This window comes from Vibrio sp. nBUS_14, from assembly GCF_051201655.1.
Classification (GTDB): domain Bacteria; phylum Pseudomonadota; class Gammaproteobacteria; order Enterobacterales; family Vibrionaceae; genus Vibrio.
This window is the reverse complement of record NZ_CP179206.1, coordinates 1,980,966-2,000,640: the sequence shown is the minus strand read 5'-3', so window position 1 is coordinate 2,000,640 and position 19,675 is coordinate 1,980,966. Positions and strand designations below refer to the sequence as shown.

The window sequence follows — 19,675 nt, the reverse complement described above, 5'->3', positions numbered from 1 at the left end:
AAACTTGTTATTGAGAATCGATGCCATTAAAGCATTTATTGCCGCGTGACGCTTCCTAGGAAACTCGATTTCCATAATTTTCTTAGCACTGAGTGAATCAACAGAAACTGTTCAAAGGGAAAGTTAAGCATTTTCTGTACGCCAAGGTCGTTTCAAAACTGTCTTTATACCCTCGTTTTTATGCAAATAATTCTAAATCAATAGGGAAATGTGTTCATAGAATTACAACCCAACGATGATTTATAAATTAACGGTAAAACGTTTGCTTTTTATCTCTAAACTAATCTTATCAATAACTTGTGATTTATAGATGTAAGACCAGTCATTGAGACTATTTTTTATGCAATATCTGTTACAAAAACTCAACAAATTAGTTTTTTATACATTTATCTTGCATAAAAGTTCAGTTTGAATAGAATAACCAACAAATGACAATTAATGCAGTAATCCGGCATGAGTATTCAAGTAAAGAGCATCAACAAATCATATGGCGATATTCAAGTTCTTCACGACATCAGTTTTAACTGTGAGAGTGGCGAAACTTTGGTACTGCTTGGCCCAAGCGGCGCTGGTAAGAGTTCATTACTGCGTGTTTTGAACCTACTAGAAATCGCGGACAACGGCGAATTAGACATTGCTAACGAGCAATTCGACTTTGCTGGCCAGATCCAAGAGAAGCAGGGTCTTAAACTTCGTCGTAAAGTCGGCATGGTTTTCCAACAATACAATTTGTGGCCACACATGACGGTAATGGAAAACTTAATCGAAGCGCCAACCAAAGTTGCAGGCTTAGATAAGCAAGAAGTCATCAAACAAGCACAAGCGGTATTAACTACTTTACAGCTTGCAGACAAAGCAGACGCTTGGCCACTTCAACTGTCTGGCGGTCAGCAACAACGTGTTGCGATTGCACGTGCTCTTATGATGAAGCCCGATGTATTGCTGTTTGATGAACCAACGGCAGCACTCGACCCAGAGATCACCAACCAAGTTGTTAGCATCATTAAAGAGCTAAGCGGCACAGGGATCACTCAGGTGGTGGTGACTCACGAAGTTGATTTCGCCAAGAAAATTGCAAGCCATGTTCTTTACCTTGAAAAGGGTTACATCGTTGAACACGGCACCAACGACGCCTTTATTAATCCGCAGACTCCAGAGTTTGCTGAATATTTGACTCACTAGATTAGCTTACTCATTAAAAGCAGGCTCATTAAACCTGAGTTAACTCAATAGATTTAGCGAAACACAACATCGATTAAAACAATCAAATTATAAGAATGGCCACAGGCCACTATCAAACAGTATTCGGAGTAACAAAATGAAAAAGATTCTACTAGCTTCACTTATCGGCCTTGCTTCTTTTAACGCAGCGGCTCAAGATGAAATCAAATTCGCAATGGAAGCAACTTACGCACCATTCGAATACATGGACGAGAACAATCAAATCCAAGGTTTTGACGTAGACCTAGCAAACGCACTGTGTAAAGAGATGAAAGCGACATGTACTTTCCACAACCAAGCGTTCGACAGCTTGATCCCAGCTCTTAAATTCAAACGTTACGATGCAGCTATCTCGGCAATGGACATCACTGAAGCGCGTCTTCAACAAGTAAACTTCTCTGATGCTTACTACGACAACTCTGCCGCATTCATCTCTATCGAAGGCAAAATCGCAGACCAAGCGGCACTTGAAGGCAAGCGTATCGGTGTTCAAAACGGTTCTACTCACCAAAGCTACCTACTTGAGCAACTGCCAGGTGTAACTGCTGTTCCTTACTCAAGCTACCAAGATGCATTCATCGATATGAAAAACGGTCGTATCGATTCTGTCTTCGGTGACACAGCGGTAGTAGCAGAATGGTTTAAGAAAGAAGACAACCTGACGTACGTTGGTGAGCAAGTAACAAACCAAGAATACTTCGGTAACGGTTTCGGCATCGCAGTAAACAAGAGCAACCCAGAGCTCGTTGCACAGCTGAATATAGCACTTGCAGCTGTGAAAGCGAACGGCGAATACGACAAGATCTTCAACAAGTACTTCGGTAAGTAATATGCAGTTAACGGGTTACTCTTTAGGGCTCGTCGAAGCAAGCTGGATGACTATTCAGCTTGCATTCGTAAGCCTATTGGTAGGATTAGTTTTAGCGGTATTGTTTGCTGGCGGTGAAATGTCTCGTCGCATTGTAATCAAATGGCCGACAACCGCGTTCGTGACAATCGTACGTGGTCTACCAGAAATCTTGGTAGTTTTGTTTATCTACTTTGGTTCAACACAAGTGCTCTTCATGATCACTGGTGACTTTATTGAAGTTAGCCCGTTCTTATCTGGTGTTGTTGCGTTGTCACTTATCTTCGCTTCTTACGCTTCACAAACCATTCGTGGTGCATTGAAAGCAGTAAGCAAAGGGCAGAGAGAAGCGGCGAGTGCATTGGGTATTCCTCAATCTCGCGTATTTTTCAGAATTGTATTGCCACAAGCCGTAAGACACGCACTGCCAGGTTTAACGAACCAATGGCTGGTTCTATTGAAAGACACTGCACTGGTTTCATTGATTGGTGTAACTGATCTACTGAAACAAGCACAATTAACATCAGCAGCTACGCACGAAGCATTCACTTGGTATGCGACAGCAGCGGCTATCTACTTAATCATCACTCTAATCACGCAAAGATTGGTAAAAGTGATTGATGGTAAGTTCTCTATTCAAGGTTTGGGTAACAAAGGGGCAATGGCATGAATCAACAATACCTCTCTCAAATGCTTGAAGGCTTAACGACCAGTCTTCAATTAACGGGCGCTTCACTGCTTGTTGGCTGTATCTTGTCACTGTTGATGACAGTAACGCTGATTCTAAGATTACCCGTAATACATTGGTTCACTCGTGGCCTTATAACGTTGTTCACGGGTACACCATTATTGGTGCAGATCTTCTTGGTGTATTACGGCCCAGGTCAATTCGATTGGATTCGTGAAAGCTTCCTATGGACATGGTTAAGCCAACCTTGGTTCTGCGCGATGTTAGCATTAGCTTTGAACACCGCAGCGTACAGTACGCTACTGTTCAGAGGTGCATTCAATGCAATTCCAGCAGTGCAGTGGGAAGCATGTCGCGCACTCGGCATGGACAAAATCGCAACGCTTAAAGTGTTGCTGCCATACGCACTACGCCGCGCCGTTCCAGCTTACTCGAACGAAGTGATTCTAGTTTTCAAAGGCACTTCATTGGCAAGTACCATCACCATCATGGATTTGATGGGCTACGCTCAGCGCATCAACGGCCAAACCTACGACACACTCACTGTGTTCGGTATTGCTGGCGCATTTTATCTAGCAGTAAACGGCATTCTAACGCTGATTTTCCGCCAAGTAGAAAAGAAAGCTCTCGCATTCGAAGCGGCGTAAGCTAGCCACTTAAAAGTTAAATTAACTTATAAAGCCTGCCATTTATGTCCACATAAATGGCAGGCTTTTTTGTGCCTTCACATGGCTAGAAGGGCTGTAGGTACATACAGCTCGTGAGGGTTTTCGCTAGATTCATATTATATGGAAATATTCTGTATCTTGTTATTCTATGTACCCATCTATGTTTTAAGTCACTGAAATAATGAAATTAATTGTGCTAGAGTACCATGCATATGAAACTAGACAAAAAATTCTGTATTTGAATGCAGAGTTTTTCTGTCTAATAGCTGTTATGTACTTTGGAGAAAATATGGAAGTTGTTACTACTAAAAAACATGTATCAGAATATCCCAATCCGTTTTATTTGAAGCAAGGTGACAAAGTAGCTCTAGGTACAATTGACGACGAGTTTCCCAACTGGATCTTTATTACCAGTGTAGAAGGGGAGCAGGGGTGGGCTCCAGTTCAATATGTTGAGAAGATTGAAGGAAGTTCTGAAGGTATTTTGCTTGAAGACTATGACAATGTTGAGCTTAATACTGTCATTGGCGAAAAACTGTCAGTGCTATTCGAACTCAATGAGTGGTATCGAGTTTCGAGGTCAACGGGTGAAATTGGTTGGGTACCAGTGCGCTCGGTAAAACGTAGATAACAAGAAATTGAAGAGGGGTGCACAACGCTTGGCATTTTTGCTATGCGTTAGTTTTAGTGTTTTAGATTATATGCGGTAGCTTCGGTTTAGCGTTGCTCGCATCAACGGGACGCTATACATTTTATGAAAGATGATACAAAAAGGATGTTATGAAGTTATCTGAGCTACAAAGTCATATAAAAGAATTCGATTATGCTCCAGAGCAATCTGAACATTATTTTTTAAAACTAATCGAAGAAGTTGGCGAATTATCGGAATCTATTCGCAAAGGTAAACCTGGGCAACCAACTCTAGAACAACTCAAAGGTTCAATCGCAGAAGAGTTATATGACGTCTTGTACTATGTTTGTGCTTTAGCCAATATTCACGATGTAAACCTTGAGAAAACGCATGAACTAAAAGAAGTTTTGAATAAGGTTAAGTACAACCGATAGGACGCGTATAACAAACCGTTCAAGAATGTTTTGCAACGCGTGGCATTTTTATCATGCGTTGGTTTTAGTGATTAAGGTGGTATGCGGCGGCTTCAGTGTTGCGTTGCTCACCCCTTAGCAGGGTGTTATGAAATAAGGAGAGTTCAGCAATTGAAGATACAAACAGACAGATTAGAAATGGTTCAAATTACTGCTGATGACTGGGGTTTATTCCAGTCTCTGAATCAAGACCCAGCAGTAATTAGCCTATGTTTTGATGAACCATCACCCGAGGCTATATAGGAAAGCTTTGAGTCGAGGCTTCCTGACTGGAATAAAAGCTCTGATCATTCGTTGTGTCTGACCATGGCTTTGAATGAGACGGGTGAAAAAATTGGCGTTACCGGTTTTCGAATAACTGAGGGTAAAGCTGAAGTTGGTTACTTAATTCTGCCGAAATATCATGGTCAAGGTTTCGGAACGGAGTCCTTAAAAGCTTTGCTTAAGTCGGCTTCAAAGGGACAAGGTATTCGAATGTTTGGCGCTATAGTGACTGAAGGAAATATAGGTTCAGAGAAAGTACTTACTAAAAGTGGATTTTCTTTGAAAGAAGTCGTGCCAGAAGCTTATAAAATAGGCGGTAAGTTGTACGCAGACCACATCTACAGCTACGAAAATGTTGTCTCATATCAATTAATTTAATAAGATTCGCAACGCTTGGCACTTTAGGTTTAAATCAGCTTTAGTATTTACAGCACAATGCTTCAAGTAGGTGGTAGCGTTGCTCACTATTTAATTTGGTGTTATGCAAATGGAGAAAAAAATGAGAATTTTTGAAGCCGATAGCTCTATGAAAGACGCTGTTGGTCAATTCTATAAAGAGCAGGGCTATCATAGCGCTTGGTCTAATACTGAAAGAGCATTTATCTGCCTCAACGATGGTGCGATTATCGGCTCAGTGAAAGTTGAGCTTATTAATGACGTGACGATACTCAGGGGCATGTACATTGCGAGTGAGTTTCAAGGTCAAGGTCTAGGCCTTCAATTTCTTAAGCACATTGAGCCTGTTTTAAATTTGCGTACCGCCTATTGTATGCCGCTTGCTCATGTAACAGATTTCTACAAGCATATTGGCTTCAATGAGGTTGAAGAAAGTCAGTATCCTGGGTTTCTACAACAACGTTGTGAAAAGTATCGTGAAATGGGGTATTCGATTACAACGATGCGTCGTGAAAAATTTGCATAACAATCTGTTTAAGGCTGATTCACAACACTTGGTATTTTTACTATGCGTTGGTTTTAGTGTGTAAGGTGGTATGCGGTGGCTTCGGTATTGCGTTGCTCGCATCTTAGTAGAGCGTTAGGTAAAAGGAGGGGTAATGAGCGCGAGAGTAATTGAAGTTGTAGATTATCGAACTTCATGGGCCGATGAATTTAGTGACGAAAAGGTATTGCTTGGTTCGGTCTTGAATTCAGCTAATGTAGTGGAAATTCATCACATAGGCAGTACTTCAGTCAAAGGTCTTTGTGCGAAACCAATTATCGATATTCTTGTTGAAGTGAAATCACTAGGGCGTGTTGATCTTTGCTGTACATTCCGTGTTCAACAATACATCGGTAGCCACATTAACATGAATGCCAGTGATAACATGCTGGCATAATTCCTTTCTAGCTTGTCATATCTACTTGAAATAGCTCGATAATGCTTAATTCTCCCAAAGGCATTTTCGACCAAGTGACGATACTTGTATAGACACCAATCCATACTGTCTTTGTCTATATCTTGTCCGTAATTGCGTTTAGCAATTACTGTTTCTCCGCCACGTTCCTTAACAAAAGTACGGAAAGGTTCGCTGTCATATCCTTTATCACAAACGATGGTATTAACTTCATCGAGTTGCTCAACTAAGCTTTCGGCATGCACTATATCGTGGCGTTGTCCCTCTGATAAATCAAAGCAAATCGGCAGGCCACCACTATCTACAGCTAAGTGAATTTTGGTTGAGTTGCCCCCGCGACTTTTTCCTATTTGCTCTGAACTTTCAGTAGCTGCACCTGTACTATGCTGATGCGCTCTAACTATAGAGCCATCAAGAAATACCCATTCAAAGTCAGCCATGCTAGATAAGCTTTTGAAAAGATTATCTAAAATCCCTTTCTTTGACCAAAGATTAAATCGTCTGTAAACGGTACTCCACTATCCGAACTCAGAGGGTAGATCTCGCCAAGGAATACCTGTTCTCATTCGATAAAGTATTCCTTCAAATGTCATTCGATGTTCAGTTTTATCGTAAATACGACCTGTACTTTTCATAACTTGGAGTAGCAGTTCCCAGCGAATATCAGTTAGCATTGTTCTTGGCATGGTATTGGTTATGGTTTTACTTTTGGCGAAGCAAATTATAACTCTTTACCATGCTGTTCAAAAAACACTCACGAAAGATCAACACGCCCTAGTACATTTACGGTACCTGAACCATGGAATTTGGGGACTGGCGGTTCCCAAGCCATCTTAGGATTAGCTGCCGCGGGGCTCTTAATGTATTTAAAACGACAGATTGAAGGGAAGTTAGCGTTGGGTGTTTTAATACTAACAATTGGTCCAGCATTCGCTCTAGATCTAATCTTCAGTGAGTACCATCTTCCAAAGGTTGGTCATGTGGTTAGTTTTAGCTTAGGTGTTATTCTTTTATATGGTTTTCAACAACGTGGTAAAACTTGTTACTAATTGGAGATTAAAATTGATTCCCAATGCATGGCATTTTCACTATGGGTTTATTTAAGGCGTTAAGGTGGTATTCAGAAAGATCTATGTTGCGTTTTTCACCACTTAATGCAGCATGATTGGTCACTATACATATCTAGAAAAGGAGTTCAAAATTGAAAGTAGCTTTAGTAACTGGTGGTTCGAAAGGTATCGGACTAGATCTCGTTCTACGCCTAGTAGAATTGGGTTATAGGGTTGTCACTTGTTCACGATCTGAAGCAGGGTGGGGAAAAGTGCTTGCTATATATCCAGAATTAGACGCTGTGGATCATAGGGTTGTAGATATTGCTGATCAAGAGCAACTAGCGGGTCTATTCTCCTATATTGAATCCGAATATAAGAAATTAGATATCGCAGTAAATAACGCTTCTCCTGCCCTAGTTTCACGAGGCTATCTACATCAAGTTGATATTGAATTACTTAAAGAAACCCTCAATGTGGATTTTTTGTGTCAGGCTTTATGTCTGAGAGCAGAACTAAAGTTAATGGGGCCCGGTTCAAGCATAGTTAATATAAGTTCGGTAAATGGCCTTAGACCAACGCCAAATGCATCAATATACAGCGCGTCTAAACACGCTTTGGAAGGATTAACGCGCTCAGTTGCGCTTGAGAGTATTGGTTCTGGTATTCGAATTAATGCAGTAGCGCCTGGTGTAACGTGGACTCCTCGTTGGGAATTGCGCCAACTTGAAAATGAAAATATCCGCTCGGAGGTATCTCAAGCCGTTCCCATGAAGCGGTTTGGTTGTACCAATGAGATAGTAGACGCAATAGAGTTTTTACTTTCAGACAAGGCTACTTATATAGTAGGGCACACATTGGTAGTAGACGGTGGTTTGTCTTTGGCATAAACGGCCGATAATCTGTTTAATATGATTCACAACATTTGGCGCTTTTCGGCGCTTTGCGTGTAGTGTTGAAGGTGGTGTAGCTGAGTTCGATGACAACGTGCTCACTACCTTTGTTTACCGTTATTCAAAAATTTCGAGGGTATTGTTGACTATGTTTCCAAAGTTGAGACAGCCAGAAGGTAGTTTGTATTGTGGACCTTATTGTATTACTGCTTATTTAAAAAGTATGGATAAATTACCCCTTAGCTCGCCTCTTAAGCTACATAAATTTGATGCGGCGCAGGTTTCATTCACTGGGGCTCCTGTCGAAGTTAATGGTTTAGAGGAATTAAAAGACTTCGCTTTTGAACTCTATAAGGTCACGGGAATAATTACTCCCGGCGAGTACCCAGATTATATTGAACACTCCGGCTACAATTCATTAGGAGCAATGCTGTATGTTCTTCGTCAATTTGGCATAGAGTGTGAGGTTCTTATTAGAGATGCACAAACGGATGAATATTTGCGTCGAGTTTTCCCTATCGAATTTGAGCTAATTGAAAAGCTGGGTGTTTCAACAAAAATTTTGTCGTTAGGCAAGTCGACACCCAACAACACAATGTTAATATCAGTTATCAGGGTAAATGGTTCATTACATTACGTACTTAACGATGCTAAGGGCAACTGGTTTGATTCAGGTATAACTGGTACTAGAGCCGAGTGGGACTCAATTGAGAGTTGGCAAACTGCGGCTAACAAGCGTGAAGGCGCGGCTTGGTTAGGGATATCAATTCGAGTCAAATATTAAGTACACAACAAACTACCTAACAAAGGTTCTCGCGCTTGGCAGTTTCAGCCCCCGCTTTATTACTACACAAAATCCAGTTCAAGTGGTACGGCGTAATCATTCATTGGTTAGTTTTTTTAACCTAAAGGAGATTTATGGAAAAATTTGTTAGGCTTCAAGAACTTGGAGCAGGTGACTTTCAGCACCTTAACGGTTCATTGGAGGCACACTTGAAAGGCACTGAACAAGTTCTAATTAACTGGGGTGGTAGTGTGTTACTTCAAATCGCAGGTCTCTTCCATGCCGCGTATGGAACAGCAGGTTTCGATGAAAATATGGTGTCGTTAAGCTAGCGCCAAGACATAGCGCGAATTATTGGTAATGATGAAGAAGCATTGGTTTATTTGTATTGTTCATGCGACCGAGACTATGTATTTCCTCAATTTGGCAAAGCGCCAGAAATCGAGTTTAAAGACAGATTTACTGGTTCAATATTCAAACTCGACATTGCAACCGCAAAGTTGTTTTGCTTTTAAATGACCCACTTGGCAGTAAAAGAGAAGATGCTTCTATTCCGTTAAATCGTGTCTATATTGAAGCGTTCGAAGCGATTGCGCGAGACCCAAACAACGAATTACTGGTTGTTGAACTGGAAGGCGCTCTGGTCGGGATGCTTCAACTAACCTTTATTCCGTATCTAACGCATACTGTTAGTTGGCGTTGCCTTATCGAAGGTGTTCGAATCCATAGTGACTATCGTAGACAAGGTTTCGGTGAGCAAATGTTCAAGGTAAGGAATCTCAATGTTTCCTGACCTGAACAATCGCGGCATAACTCACGTCAGAATGAGTCCCGGACAGACCTAACTTCTGCTCTACAATCTAAACACGGATGTTTGTTGAACACTTTCATGCTGTTTTCGCTATTTCAGATACACCCATCCTGTGAAACGCCTAAATTGACCTGATTTGGGCTTGAACCAGAGCATGGTGGACCAGCTCTGACAGCGGCTCCCCAGCCCTAAAGCGAAGAAACGTTAAACGGTGCCCACAAAGAATGCACTCAAACGGGTCAACCTTCACATACCCTTTCAGCATAGCTGCGTAACCGGGCATTTCAGGTGCGTCTTTAGGTGCGACACCCAAGGCACCGTAGACCTTAGGGAGCATCTCACCACGACGTCGGTTTGATAGAAAACCGAAGTATCGAATCATTTTGAAGTGCTTATCTGGAATATGCTCAATCATGCGTTCTATCAGAGCTTCTGGACTCAAAATGAGGGATTCCGTTCGACCATTCCTATGGTTGAGGTAATCAAACGTCACCAAGCCTCCCTGGAAGTTATGTCGTAAACGCGACGCCGATATCGGTGGCCGTTTTAGGTATCGACCCAGGTAAGTCATGGTTGGCGTCACGTTGGCTGTTTTCTTTGCAAAGTGCAGCTTCCATCGACGGCAATATTGGCTGGTTAAAAATCGGGACCAATCTTGCTCATTACGAATGAAAGGGCAGTCCTCTCCACTCAAGTCTAACTCTGAGTAATTGGAGCTGAGAAGTTGAGTGATGGCACCGCGCCAACACTTCTCAGTGGTCTTAGCTTTAAAGAAAATCGGCTTCCATAGACCAGTCTTCTTACATAAACCCCCACGGGTGACAGACAAATGGATGTGCACATTCCAATTCAGCTTTCTGCCGTAGGTATGAAGTGCACAGAACACGCCAATATCGATATCGAGTTGCTTTGCCCATCCTAAGAAGATTTTGGCTGCACAGCTAAAGAGATGATTGAGAAGAAAACGATTATCCCGAAAGATGGGCCACAGCGTGTGAGGTAGCGTCAACGTAACGTGTTGATACTCACACTCAGGAAAGACATGTTGTTGCTTTCGTATCCACCGCTCTGTGGCTTTTATGCCACAACTGCTGCAAAAGCGAGATTTACACGTCTGGTGAATGTATTTGTGATGGGTGCAGTCAGCATGAGTGCATCGATACTCTTTAGAGCCAAAAGCAGCGGTACTGCAAGCGAGCATCTTGGTGACGTTTTCAATGACGACGGTTCGGAGGGTTTCTCGGTACTTATTGAGGTAGTTCAGCCAAGTATCGTTGGCATTGAAGAGTTGTTTGATGGGCTTATTCGGATGCATGACCTATAGGATAAACGATCCATGTAAAGCACCCTAGTCGGTTGAGTCTCTTTGTTTTCGGCCGTAGGCCGCTCAGGCGACACCGTCGCCGGTTCTGTCAGTTTTCTCTGGAACGAAAATCGCGTCACCAGATTTAATGCTCGGTGGGTTAGAGTTAGGTAGGCCTTCTGTGTACGCCGCTAAATCAAATTTAATTACTTTGCCATCGGCTTTGATCACACGTATTTGACGTGATTCTGCAAATCGAGTCGGACCGCCAGCATTTGCAAGGATATCCATGAAAGTTGCGTCTCTTTTGCCTTCAAAAGCGCCGGGAGCAGCAACTTCACCCATCACGTAAACCATATTGGCACCAGACTTAATCTCTTCTTCTTGTTTCGGTACAAAAATGGTTGAACCAGGACGAAGAACAGGCAACAAACTTTCATCACCGGAGTCTAGGTAGCGTTTAAGGTTGAATAGAGTCGGTGTGTTGTTAGAGATAACACGAATTTGCTCGACGCTAGCATAGCGAGTCACACCGCCCGAACGCATTAACACATCAACGAGGTCAGTGTTTTCTTTGTACGTGAATGACCCTGGTGCGTTTACTTCACCAAATACCTTAATCGCGATACGAGAGTCGGCACTGTCACCAGAGTTAGCAAGCTTGGCTGGATCAAACTCTTGTTCAATGTTGCCGACAAGTGGAGAAGCGGGAACGAACAGAGAATCAAGTGATTGCAGTGTAGGAAGATTAGCTTCATCCCCAGAGTCTAGGAAACGTTTGTAGTTGAACTCTTTTTTATCAGAACCACGTTTTAGAATCAGTTTGTCTAACTGTGCACCTGAACGTAAACCACCCGCTGCGTACAGTGCCATTTGAACACTTGAGCCTAGTGCTAGCGTGTATTCACCCGGTTCTTTCACATAACCTTGTACCGAAATGATGATTTGTTGCTCTTTTACGTACACCGATGCGTTTGAAAGATCTTTGTAAGCCGAAGCCAAAGACTCCAGAACGACCTTGTTTAGTTGCTCTTTGTTGTAACCTGCCACGAATACCGCACCGACTTCAGGAAGAGTAATTCGTCCACGTTTATCAACTTGGAATCCAGTATTGAGAGTGCTTTCACCAGGGACATTAACTTGGATAAGGTCACCGACTTGTACCGCATCAGAAAACTCGTCATTAGCTTGAACGAAACTCGCGAAACACAATACAAATGTGATGAATATAGTGATTAGTGATTTCATAGTGCACCTCCCATCTTTGCTGCGTTCTCGGGCGAGATAACTTCAATGCTTACGCGACGATTGGTCAGTAGGGTTCCGTCAGACTCACCCTCAAAAAGTGGCACCGTTTCACCGACAGATACCGCTTTAATTCGTTGTGGGCTGAGGCCAAAGATAGTGAGGTAGCGTTCGACTTGTTTTGCTCGTCCTAGTGCTAGTTTATCGTTGTACTCTTCAGAACCTGTCGCATCTGCATGTCCTGTAACAATCAGGTCTAAAGATTTATTTTCTTTCAAAATGTAAGACGCTTCAGCCAGCTTACCCATGTATTTGGGATTCACTTCGGTGGAATTTTGTGCGAATTGATTGTCAACATTGAGCAGTTCATACAGTTGTTGAATCACAGATAACTGCATGCGGAATTGATTTTCGTTTTTAGGTGGTTCGCAGCGCGCCTGAGAGGTCACATAGTCAAGTTGAACCTCAAGTTCGTTAAGACGTTTTCTTTGGATAACAAGGTCGTTGGCAGCATCTAACAGAAGACCACCTTGGAGTTCTCGTGCGATTCGGTTTTGTTTTTGAATAGCTTGAACAACAGCAGCAGGGAAGCACCAACGCGCACCTTCTTGGATTAACGCATCTAAATGCAGTTTTGCCAGTTGCCAATCAAAGCGCAGTCCATGTTCAGGGCCAAGAGGCTCGTCGGGCATGACTGGAGAGAAGTCAGAATTTTGGTAATTGAGTGAGTCATAGCTTTCTGCTAAACCGCCAGTGCCTTGTTCTGGGAAACTTGAGCAACCCAGAACTAGGACAGACAGAGAAAGGGCTACGTAGTTTTTAAGTTTTTTCATGCCAACGTCCTTTGTTTTTTCTTTTTATTATTATTTTTAGTTACTTCTAGCTTAGTGGATCCTCATGAATTGGTAGAATTTTTTGAATTCACAGGGATAGCGTGGCCAATGCGTAGAAGCTTCATGATTTCTAAAGGCTGACCAGATACATTTTCTAAGCGCATGTTTCTTTCGCGTTCAGTTAATCGCTTAAACATGTAGACAATCGCCCCCACGCCTGATGAATCAAGAAACTGAACTTCACTGAAATCAACTTCAATTTCTGGGTGGCCATCGTTAGATATCACATCGTCAATATCGACCTGCGCTTCGCGACTACCTGCTGCGTCTAAATCACCAAAAATCGAAAGAGTCAGTGTCGTTGTGTTTAAGTCAATTTTGCGTAATTCCATAGTCTTATCTCCTTTAATGTATCAATTTTCGATTGCACTTAATGTGCCAACTTTTATGTACTTTATTTTCAATAGGTTAGAGGAAGTAACTGTATAGATGTCATATTGAGAAACAGGACTTCTCAATATGAGAACGAATAATGAGTGAATTTTTGAGAGCTATTAGGTATTAATTTGGTGAATGAAATCAGGGATTGAATAATTTTGACGTTTGGATCGCATAATTTGTTTAATTCCTGATATAAACTTTGTTGAACACATAGGATAAAAGGAGTGAAAAATACGGAGTGAACAATGAGGTTAACCAAACTAGCCATAGCAACTTTGTGGGCATGCGCTCTGCCTGCACATTCATCTTATTTGCCGCCCGAACAATTGGTGCTCGCCAATACCTATCAACAAGGTATCGATGTCTCTCAATATTGGAAAAGCGAAAAACTGGACGGCATTAGAGCGTTGTGGGATGGAGAGCATCTATATACGCGCAACGGAAATCGAATTTATGTCCCTAAGTGGTTTGTCGAAAAACTTCCTAAAATTCACCTAGAAGGCGAGTTATGGGCAGGGCGAGGTAACTTCCATGTTGTTCAATCAACCGTATTGGACCATACGCCCAGGGATACGGCCTGGCGACAAATCGAATTCATGCTTTTTGATATGCCTGGTGCCGCAGGGGGTTATCAAAAACGTTATTACAACATTCTGCATTGGGCGAGTGTCATCGATGAAAAGCATATTGGTTACATCGAACATTTCCCAATACCCAGTGAAGAGTTGTTATTCCAGCAGTTAGACAACATCGATGAAGGGAATGGGGAAGGTATTATGCTTCGTAAGATCACCAGCCGTTATCAAGCAGGAAGAAGCAATGATTTACTAAAACTTAAGAGGCATCATGACGCTGAAGCGATAGTTATCGGTTACAAAGGAGGGACGGGAAAGTACAAAGGAATGATGGGCTCGATATTGGTTCACACCGAAGAGGGCGTTGAATTTTATATTGGGAGTGGGTTTAGCGATAAGATGAGGTTGGCACCACCAGAAATAGGCAGTCGAATTACCTTCCGATATAACGGCTTTACGCAAAACGGAAAGCCCAAGTTTGCGCGCTTTGTTCGAGAAAAGAGTGAGTATTAAAATTAAGGCATTAGCTGTATCCAAACTAGAGCACTTAAAGTTACCAGAAACAAAAAGAGCCCTGATCATTCAGAGCTCTTGAGGTTCATTTCATACCGGATCTTCGTAAGTAATTAGCTACGAATTAACGAGAACTAAACTCTAGCTGAACATCGTCATCTTGTTTGTGCATCCAGTGCAGGCGCATACCCAACATAATGGCTGCAGACGTAAGGCCGATGATGAAACCAATCCAGAAACCATGTGCACCCATAGGTTCAACTATCCAATCTTTCATTCCTAAGACGTAACCGATCGGAAGGCCAAGTAACCAGTAAGCAACGAAGGTAATGTTGAAGATAGAACGCATGTCTTTGTATCCGCGTAAAGCCCCCGCCGCAATCACCTGAATTGCATCCGTACATTGATATACCGCAGCGAACAACAATAGTTGCATGGCAACAGTAATAACCGCCGTATTTTCAGTGTAAAGCAACGAGACTTGCTCTCTGAACAACACGGTTAACGCTGCTGTCATAAACGCCGTCACCAATCCAACAATAATGCCCACATGTGTCGCTATTTTTGCGCCTTCTGTGTTGCTTTGACCCAATTTATGGCCAACACGAATACTTACCGCAGCGCCAATACTCATTGGGATCATGAACACGAGTGAAGAGAAGTTAATCGCGACTTGGTGCGCGGCAACAATCAGTGAGCCTAATGGCGCCACCAATAAAGAAACGACGGCAAATAGCGTTACTTCAAAAAAGATTGCAGCAGCAACAGGGAATCCAAGTCTGAACAAACGGATTTGCGCTTTTAACTGTGGTTTATGGAACGTGCCAAAGATATTAATTTTCGCTAAACGCTTCGATGTTAAAACATAAGCAAACAATAAAGCGAACATCACCCAATAGACGATTGCCGTCGCTACGCCACAACCCACGCCACCAAGAGCTGGTGCGCCAAGCTTTCCGTAAACAAACATCCAGTTAAGCGGGATGTTTAAGAGTAAGCCGATAAAACCGATAACCATTGCCGGCTTGGTTAAAGACATACCATCAGTAAAACTTCTTAACGTTTGGAACAACAAAAATGCAGGAACAGCAAACATCACGGCATTCATATAGCCAATGGTCTTGTCTGCCATGAGCCGTTCAATGTCCATCCATTCCAGTATCAGCTGCGTTTGAAAGAGCACGCCAATGATAGGAAGGGAGATGACTAGCGCTAAAAACGCACCTTGTTGAATCTCAAATGGGATCTTTACTTGGCGACCCGAACCATTCAGTTGTGCCACTACAGGAACAAGCGCCATTAATAGGCCAACACCAAAGAGAATGGATGGTAGCCAAATACTTGCTGCAATCGAAACCGCCGCCATATCGATAGCACTTACGCCACCGGCCATAACGGTATCAACAAAACCCATTCCGGTTTGTGCAACTGATGCGATCAAAACTGGAGTCGCAAGTTTGATTAAATTAGAGGCTTCTTCTTTGTAACGATGCACAAACAACTCCAAATAAGAGAGAAAATTAGAATAATAGCGTAGGAATAGGCATTCTGAAGGAATCAGAGACACTGATCTTGAGCTTCCACTGGACGAATCATAAAGAAATGTCACAATACTTGCTATGAAAAACTGTTACTAAAATGCTAAATAGGAATCTTATGTTTACAGGTATCGTTCAAGGCATGGCTACACTGGTTGCTATCAACAAAAAAGAGTTGTTTCAAACTCATACCATTGAGTTAAACGATGAGATGATTGAAGGATTAGCGATTGGTGCATCAGTCGCTCATAACGGTTGTTGCTTAACCGTGACTGAAATCTTAGGTAACCAAATCTCATTTGATCTCATGCAAGCAACATTAAGGCTCACCAACTTAGGTCAACTCAATGTTGGTGACCAAGTAAACGTCGAGCGCGCCGCTAAGTTTGGTGATGAGATTGGCGGACACAGCATGTCTGGGCACATCGCACGTATGGCTAAGTTAATCGAAGTGATTAAAACGGAAAACAACCGTACGCTTTGGTTCGAACTACCAGAAGCAACGATGAAATATGTACTGAGCAAAGGTTACATTGGCGTCGATGGTTGTTCATTAACGATTGGTGAAGTGGAAGACAATCGTTTCTCTGTCCATCTAATCCCAGAAACTCTGAATCGCACTCTGTTTGGTGGTCGTGAAGTAGGGGATGATGTGAATATCGAATTCGACCCTCAGACACAAGCTATCGTTGATACTGTAGAACGCGTACTCGCAAATCAGAAGTAACCTGAACAACAAGGTTTATGGCTTGAGTGATTAAGATATCGTTATAAATAGCAAAAGGAGCACATCAGGTGCTCTTTTTTTATCATGGTAGAACCGAAAAATGATTTGTCAGAAAACCTGCTCGTCATCTGCATCAATTGAGAGATTAATTCTGTCTCTCATTTCATCTACCTGCATGTCGAGGTGGATAGCATTGCAACACACGGGACAATCGTCGTAGAAGTCTTGGCTACCATTGGAAGCGTCGAGCGTTATGCTAATGGCGTGCCCACAATGAGGGCAGGAGAGATGTTTCTCGGTGTATTTATGCATGGCGAATTCTCCTCACTGTAACTTTTATCAATTGCAGTAGCTTTTCTCAATCGTAGTCGCCTATATCGAACGCACTTGCTTGTGTCGATCTAGCTTGTATGGTTCTTGGCCAACCACAGTAATTATTATTAAACTGCCTTAATCTTCTGAATACACGCTTCGGTTTGTACTAAATACTCGCCGCCAAATTGATTGCAGTGATTAAGAAGATGGTACAAGTTGTAAATGTCTTTCCGATCAGTATAGCCAACGTCGAGCGGCATGACGCTTTGGTAACCTTCATAAAACTCTTTAGGGAAGCCTTCGAACAATTCGGTTAACGCCAAGTCACACTCATGGTCACCCCAGTAACAAGCTGGATCGTAACAAATTGGGCCAAATGCAGAGTTGGCGACATTGCCATTCCAAAGATCGCCATGAAGCAAAGAAGGGCGAGGGTTGTGGCCTGCAAGTCGCATATTCACCACGTCTACAATATCATCGATGTCACCAAACTCGATGCCTTTTTCTTTCAGAAGTTGCAGTTGAAAACCGATGCGCTGTTCTGAGAAAAAACGGCCCCATTTTTTATGCCAGGGGTTGGGCTGAAGGGTGCTGCCGATATAGTTATCTTGATCGCAACCAAACTCTTTTTGTTCGCCCCATCGGTGCAGTTGTGCCAATTGAACACCAAAGTCATAGCTATTATTGCCGGTTTCTAAAGGCTTAGTGGGTAAGTAATTGAGAATAATGAACGAGCACTCTTTGGTTTTACCAATAAGCACAAGCTCTGGGACATAGACTGTAGAGGTATTTCTTAATAGACGTAGGTTCTCAGCTTCAATTTCAAATTTTGGGAGAAATTCCCGTAGATTCACTTTTACAAAGTAACGTTCATTACCATCACTGATCATATAGCAATCGTTAATGTCACCACCAGGCACCTTAGTACGTTCAGTTATCTGAAAGTTAAACAAAAGGGTGTCTGAAAGCTGTTGAGAAATGGCCTGCCACATAGGAAATCCTCACAGAACGGTTAGTTTAAAAGACTAAAACAATTAGTTTAAAAGACTAAATACAATTAGTTTAATAGCAATAGTTTAGGATAAATCTGAGCAATTTATAGACGTTCTGGTCAATGTTGTTAGCTCTTATTCATATCAATATGCATCAATTACTGGATTTGTGAACTCGGACTGTCTCAATGCCTTTGATATAACGAAACAAATTATACTTCGCAAAGTAGCCAGCAGTTTGGAACTGGCATCACATCTGCGCCTGATAAGATACTTGTTAAGTGGAAAAGAAGAGGCGGATTGGTATCGTCTACACGTTACCTTATTTGGTTATAATAAGATGGTTAGTATTCGTTAGACATTAAGTAGGGTGTCAGCATGGCATCGAAGCACATTCTGTTGGTATGCTTCATTCGATGGTTTGTTTGATGCATGAGAGATTGATTTAAATTTGAGCTTAAATGCTAACAAGGATCATTTAAATGCGACTTTTAATAATAAAATGATGACAAATGACCTAATTTACATAGTATTAGCAAAGTACGTATTAATCTAATCTTGAGCTTAAAACGGAGATTTATTGTGGTTGTAGAAACCGATGGCTACTTAGCTTTAATCGAGCACCTATCATTCAACCTGGATGTATTCACCAAAGGTACTGGTGATACTGGCAGTGAAAGTGTCGAAGATATCGTAACGGACATGATTTCAAGCAACATCATGGCCATTTTCGAGCAAAACCCAGAATTGCATGCCAGTGTTCGTTTTCAATTGTTGAAAGAGGCTGATGCTGTTGTGGCTGATTTAGGTGAAGTTTTGGCTGGTGTTTGGTCTAAGAAAGCGACAAACGAGCAGATTGTTTTTCTTGATGAATACATCGCGTTAGTGAAAAACTTGTTTGACACTGCCGTTGCTAAATACGACTAAGTTCAGTTGCTGCTGACGTTAAATCAATGCAATTAAAGTCAGACAAACTTCAATCTATATACGTCTAAAGTGCCAGAATTTTGAAGCCCAGTAGGGGTTATCAAGCCTTGAGATAATCACGCCTTTGGACGTAGAGGCATGTAGGAACTGTTTTTTTCCCAGATAAACGCCTACATGTCGAACCTTTGGTGAGGTTTTGAAAAAAACTAGATCACCGCTTATTGCATGCTCATATGCGATTTCTTTCCCTTGTTGACTCTGATCTTTTGTCGTCCTTGGCAGTGCTTGCTGAGTCACATTTTGTACTGCAATTTGAACAAATGCAGAGCAATCAACCCCCCTAAATGACGTGCCACCAAAGTGATAAGGCACACCTTTCCACTGGTCATACACGCTCATATAGGCATTAACAGTCAATTGTTCTGACTTTGATAAGGATTTTTGTGCGGTTTGACTGAAGTGAGAGGGCGGTGGTGTCGAGCTACATGCAGCTAATGTTGCGAGAGTTATTGTAACTGCAAGCATTTTTCTGAATTTCATATGTAACTCTTCTGAAAAAAAATGAAATAAAAACGTCATCAA

Annotated in this window: 20 protein-coding genes and 5 pseudogenes; 16 read left to right on the top strand and 9 right to left on the bottom strand. The window is 42.1% G+C overall.

The features are described 5' to 3' along the window. Positions 1–453: 453 nt before the first annotated feature. From artP to ACMAZD_RS09310, 9 genes and pseudogenes are all read left to right on the top strand, one after another. Positions 454–1,182: an arginine ABC transporter ATP-binding protein ArtP gene (gene artP / locus ACMAZD_RS09350; protein ID WP_435247024.1), complete on the top strand. Its 729-nt coding sequence runs from the start codon at positions 454–456 to the stop codon at positions 1,180–1,182. Between the two features lie 136 nt (positions 1,183–1,318). Further along, entirely contained in the window at positions 1,319–2,050 is a 732-nt protein-coding gene (locus ACMAZD_RS09345) for an arginine ABC transporter substrate-binding protein (protein ID WP_435247023.1), read from the top strand. A gap of 1 nt (position 2,051) precedes the next feature. Further along, positions 2,052–2,738: an arginine ABC transporter permease ArtQ gene (artQ, locus tag ACMAZD_RS09340; RefSeq protein WP_435247022.1), complete on the top strand. Its 687-nt coding sequence runs from the start codon at positions 2,052–2,054 to the stop codon at positions 2,736–2,738. Continuing rightward, on the top strand, positions 2,735–3,403 hold the full coding sequence (artM, locus tag ACMAZD_RS09335; protein WP_435247021.1) for an arginine ABC transporter permease ArtM: 669 nt from the start codon (positions 2,735–2,737) through the stop codon (positions 3,401–3,403). The genes artQ and artM overlap by 4 nt, the downstream gene beginning before the upstream one ends. Positions 3,404–3,713: 310 nt before the next feature. Beyond that, positions 3,714–4,055, top strand: a complete 342-nt coding sequence (locus ACMAZD_RS09330; protein WP_435247020.1) for an SH3 domain-containing protein — start codon at positions 3,714–3,716, stop codon at positions 4,053–4,055. 149 nt (positions 4,056–4,204) lie between these two features. Then, positions 4,205–4,489, top strand: coding sequence for a MazG nucleotide pyrophosphohydrolase domain-containing protein (locus ACMAZD_RS09325; protein ID WP_198777599.1), 285 nt, complete (start codon positions 4,205–4,207; stop codon positions 4,487–4,489). A 177-nt stretch (positions 4,490–4,666) separates the two neighbouring features. Beyond that, positions 4,667–5,170, top strand: a pseudogene (locus tag ACMAZD_RS09320) (GNAT family N-acetyltransferase). 121 nt (positions 5,171–5,291) lie between these two features. After that, complete coding sequence (locus ACMAZD_RS09315) at positions 5,292–5,714, top strand: GNAT family N-acetyltransferase (protein WP_102269325.1); 423 nt, start codon at positions 5,292–5,294, stop codon at positions 5,712–5,714. A gap of 133 nt (positions 5,715–5,847) precedes the next feature. Further along, complete coding sequence (locus ACMAZD_RS09310) at positions 5,848–6,129, top strand: GrpB family protein (RefSeq protein WP_435247019.1); 282 nt, start codon at positions 5,848–5,850, stop codon at positions 6,127–6,129. On the opposite strand, the pseudogene ACMAZD_RS09305 reads toward ACMAZD_RS09310, so the two are convergent. After that, a pseudogene (locus tag ACMAZD_RS09305) lies at positions 6,072–6,833 on the bottom strand (IS5 family transposase). The gene ACMAZD_RS09310 and the pseudogene ACMAZD_RS09305 overlap by 58 nt on opposite strands. Positions 6,834–7,348: 515 nt before the next feature. On the opposite strand from ACMAZD_RS09305, the gene ACMAZD_RS09300 reads away from it, so the two are divergent. The 4 genes and pseudogenes from ACMAZD_RS09300 to ACMAZD_RS09285 all read left to right on the top strand — a co-directional run. Continuing rightward, complete coding sequence (locus ACMAZD_RS09300) at positions 7,349–8,086, top strand: SDR family NAD(P)-dependent oxidoreductase (RefSeq protein WP_102269331.1); 738 nt, start codon at positions 7,349–7,351, stop codon at positions 8,084–8,086. Between the two features lie 151 nt (positions 8,087–8,237). Further along, positions 8,238–8,873, top strand: a complete 636-nt coding sequence (locus tag ACMAZD_RS09295) for a hypothetical protein (RefSeq protein WP_017105460.1) — start codon at positions 8,238–8,240, stop codon at positions 8,871–8,873. Positions 8,874–9,007: 134 nt separating this feature from the next. Then, positions 9,008–9,382, top strand: a pseudogene (locus ACMAZD_RS09290) (DUF6817 domain-containing protein); the annotation flags it as partial. Beyond that, a pseudogene (locus ACMAZD_RS09285) lies at positions 9,331–9,639 on the top strand (GNAT family N-acetyltransferase); the annotation flags it as partial. The pseudogenes ACMAZD_RS09290 and ACMAZD_RS09285, both read left to right, overlap by 52 nt. Positions 9,640–9,805: 166 nt before the next feature. Here the strand turns inward: ACMAZD_RS09285 and ACMAZD_RS09280 are convergent. The 4 genes and pseudogenes from ACMAZD_RS09280 to ACMAZD_RS09265 all read right to left on the bottom strand — a co-directional run bounded on the left by ACMAZD_RS09280 (position 9,806) and on the right by ACMAZD_RS09265 (position 13,457). Continuing rightward, positions 9,806–10,999: an IS91 family transposase gene (locus ACMAZD_RS09280; protein ID WP_435247018.1), complete on the bottom strand. Its 1,194-nt coding sequence runs from the start codon at positions 10,997–10,999 to the stop codon at positions 9,806–9,808. A 96-nt stretch (positions 11,000–11,095) separates the two neighbouring features. Continuing rightward, positions 11,096–12,235: pseudogene (locus ACMAZD_RS09275) on the bottom strand (SLBB domain-containing protein); the annotation flags it as partial. After that, positions 12,232–13,065, bottom strand: a complete 834-nt coding sequence (locus ACMAZD_RS09270) for an OmpA family protein (protein ID WP_435247017.1) — start codon at positions 13,063–13,065, stop codon at positions 12,232–12,234. The pseudogene ACMAZD_RS09275 and the gene ACMAZD_RS09270, both read right to left, overlap by 4 nt. Positions 13,066–13,127: 62 nt before the next feature. After that, positions 13,128–13,457 (bottom strand): STAS domain-containing protein, encoded by a 330-nt coding sequence (locus ACMAZD_RS09265; RefSeq protein ID WP_435247016.1) that lies wholly within the window; start codon positions 13,455–13,457, stop codon positions 13,128–13,130. Positions 13,458–13,751: 294 nt separating this feature from the next. Between ACMAZD_RS09265 and ACMAZD_RS09260 the strand changes: the two genes are divergently transcribed. After that, positions 13,752–14,594: a DNA ligase gene (locus ACMAZD_RS09260; RefSeq protein WP_435247015.1), complete on the top strand. Its 843-nt coding sequence runs from the start codon at positions 13,752–13,754 to the stop codon at positions 14,592–14,594. 124 nt (positions 14,595–14,718) lie between these two features. Here the strand turns inward: ACMAZD_RS09260 and ACMAZD_RS09255 are convergent, their stop codons facing one another. Then, positions 14,719–16,089 (bottom strand): MATE family efflux transporter, encoded by a 1,371-nt coding sequence (locus ACMAZD_RS09255; protein WP_435247014.1) that lies wholly within the window; start codon positions 16,087–16,089, stop codon positions 14,719–14,721. A 161-nt stretch (positions 16,090–16,250) separates the two neighbouring features. Between ACMAZD_RS09255 and ACMAZD_RS09250 the strand changes: the two genes are divergently transcribed. Further along, entirely contained in the window at positions 16,251–16,859 is a 609-nt protein-coding gene (locus ACMAZD_RS09250; protein WP_435247013.1) for a riboflavin synthase subunit alpha, read from the top strand. Between the two features lie 108 nt (positions 16,860–16,967). Here ACMAZD_RS09250 and ACMAZD_RS09245 read toward each other — a convergent pair whose 3' ends face one another. Next, the gene (locus ACMAZD_RS09245) at positions 16,968–17,171 is read right to left on the bottom strand and encodes a CPXCG motif-containing cysteine-rich protein (RefSeq protein ID WP_435247012.1); all 204 of its coding nucleotides are present in this window, start codon (positions 17,169–17,171) and stop codon (positions 16,968–16,970) included. 128 nt (positions 17,172–17,299) lie between these two features. Beyond that, positions 17,300–18,166, bottom strand: a complete 867-nt coding sequence (locus ACMAZD_RS09240) for a fructosamine kinase family protein (RefSeq protein ID WP_435247011.1) — start codon at positions 18,164–18,166, stop codon at positions 17,300–17,302. Between the two features lie 582 nt (positions 18,167–18,748). Between ACMAZD_RS09240 and ACMAZD_RS09235 the strand changes: the two genes are divergently transcribed. Continuing rightward, on the top strand, positions 18,749–19,093 hold the full coding sequence (locus ACMAZD_RS09235) for a DUF3802 family protein (protein WP_435247010.1): 345 nt from the start codon (positions 18,749–18,751) through the stop codon (positions 19,091–19,093). Positions 19,094–19,147: 54 nt separating this feature from the next. Here ACMAZD_RS09235 and ACMAZD_RS09230 read toward each other — a convergent pair whose 3' ends face one another. After that, positions 19,148–19,633 carry an NlpC/P60 family protein gene (locus tag ACMAZD_RS09230; protein WP_435249356.1) on the bottom strand — a complete coding sequence of 162 codons (486 nt, stop codon included), beginning with the start codon at positions 19,631–19,633 and terminating at the stop codon, positions 19,148–19,150. Positions 19,634–19,675 lie beyond the last annotated feature (42 nt).

Excerpts from the sequence above, each read along its gene's own strand:
- artP (WP_435247024.1), top strand. The coding sequence starts at position 454 with ATGAGTATTCAAGTAAAGAGCATCAACAAATCATATGGCGATATTCAA.
- ACMAZD_RS09345 (WP_435247023.1), top strand. The coding sequence starts at position 1,319 with ATGAAAAAGATTCTACTAGCTTCACTTATCGGCCTTGCTTCTTTTAAC.
- artQ (WP_435247022.1), top strand. The coding sequence starts at position 2,052 with ATGCAGTTAACGGGTTACTCTTTAGGGCTCGTCGAAGCAAGCTGGATG.
- artM (WP_435247021.1), top strand. The coding sequence starts at position 2,735 with ATGAATCAACAATACCTCTCTCAAATGCTTGAAGGCTTAACGACCAGT.
- ACMAZD_RS09330 (WP_435247020.1), top strand. The coding sequence starts at position 3,714 with ATGGAAGTTGTTACTACTAAAAAACATGTATCAGAATATCCCAATCCG.
- ACMAZD_RS09325 (WP_198777599.1), top strand. The coding sequence starts at position 4,205 with ATGAAGTTATCTGAGCTACAAAGTCATATAAAAGAATTCGATTATGCT.
- ACMAZD_RS09315 (WP_102269325.1), top strand. The coding sequence starts at position 5,292 with ATGAGAATTTTTGAAGCCGATAGCTCTATGAAAGACGCTGTTGGTCAA.
- ACMAZD_RS09310 (WP_435247019.1), top strand. The coding sequence starts at position 5,848 with ATGAGCGCGAGAGTAATTGAAGTTGTAGATTATCGAACTTCATGGGCC.
- ACMAZD_RS09295 (WP_017105460.1), top strand. The coding sequence starts at position 8,238 with ATGTTTCCAAAGTTGAGACAGCCAGAAGGTAGTTTGTATTGTGGACCT.
- ACMAZD_RS09280 (WP_435247018.1), bottom strand. The coding sequence starts at position 10,999 with ATGCATCCGAATAAGCCCATCAAACAACTCTTCAATGCCAACGATACT.
- ACMAZD_RS09270 (WP_435247017.1), bottom strand. The coding sequence starts at position 13,065 with ATGAAAAAACTTAAAAACTACGTAGCCCTTTCTCTGTCTGTCCTAGTT.
- ACMAZD_RS09265 (WP_435247016.1), bottom strand. The coding sequence starts at position 13,457 with ATGGAATTACGCAAAATTGACTTAAACACAACGACACTGACTCTTTCG.
- ACMAZD_RS09260 (WP_435247015.1), top strand. The coding sequence starts at position 13,752 with ATGAGGTTAACCAAACTAGCCATAGCAACTTTGTGGGCATGCGCTCTG.
- ACMAZD_RS09250 (WP_435247013.1), top strand. The coding sequence starts at position 16,251 with ATGTTTACAGGTATCGTTCAAGGCATGGCTACACTGGTTGCTATCAAC.
- ACMAZD_RS09245 (WP_435247012.1), bottom strand. The coding sequence starts at position 17,171 with ATGCATAAATACACCGAGAAACATCTCTCCTGCCCTCATTGTGGGCAC.
- ACMAZD_RS09240 (WP_435247011.1), bottom strand. The coding sequence starts at position 18,166 with ATGTGGCAGGCCATTTCTCAACAGCTTTCAGACACCCTTTTGTTTAAC.
- ACMAZD_RS09230 (WP_435249356.1), bottom strand. The coding sequence starts at position 19,633 with ATGAAATTCAGAAAAATGCTTGCAGTTACAATAACTCTCGCAACATTA.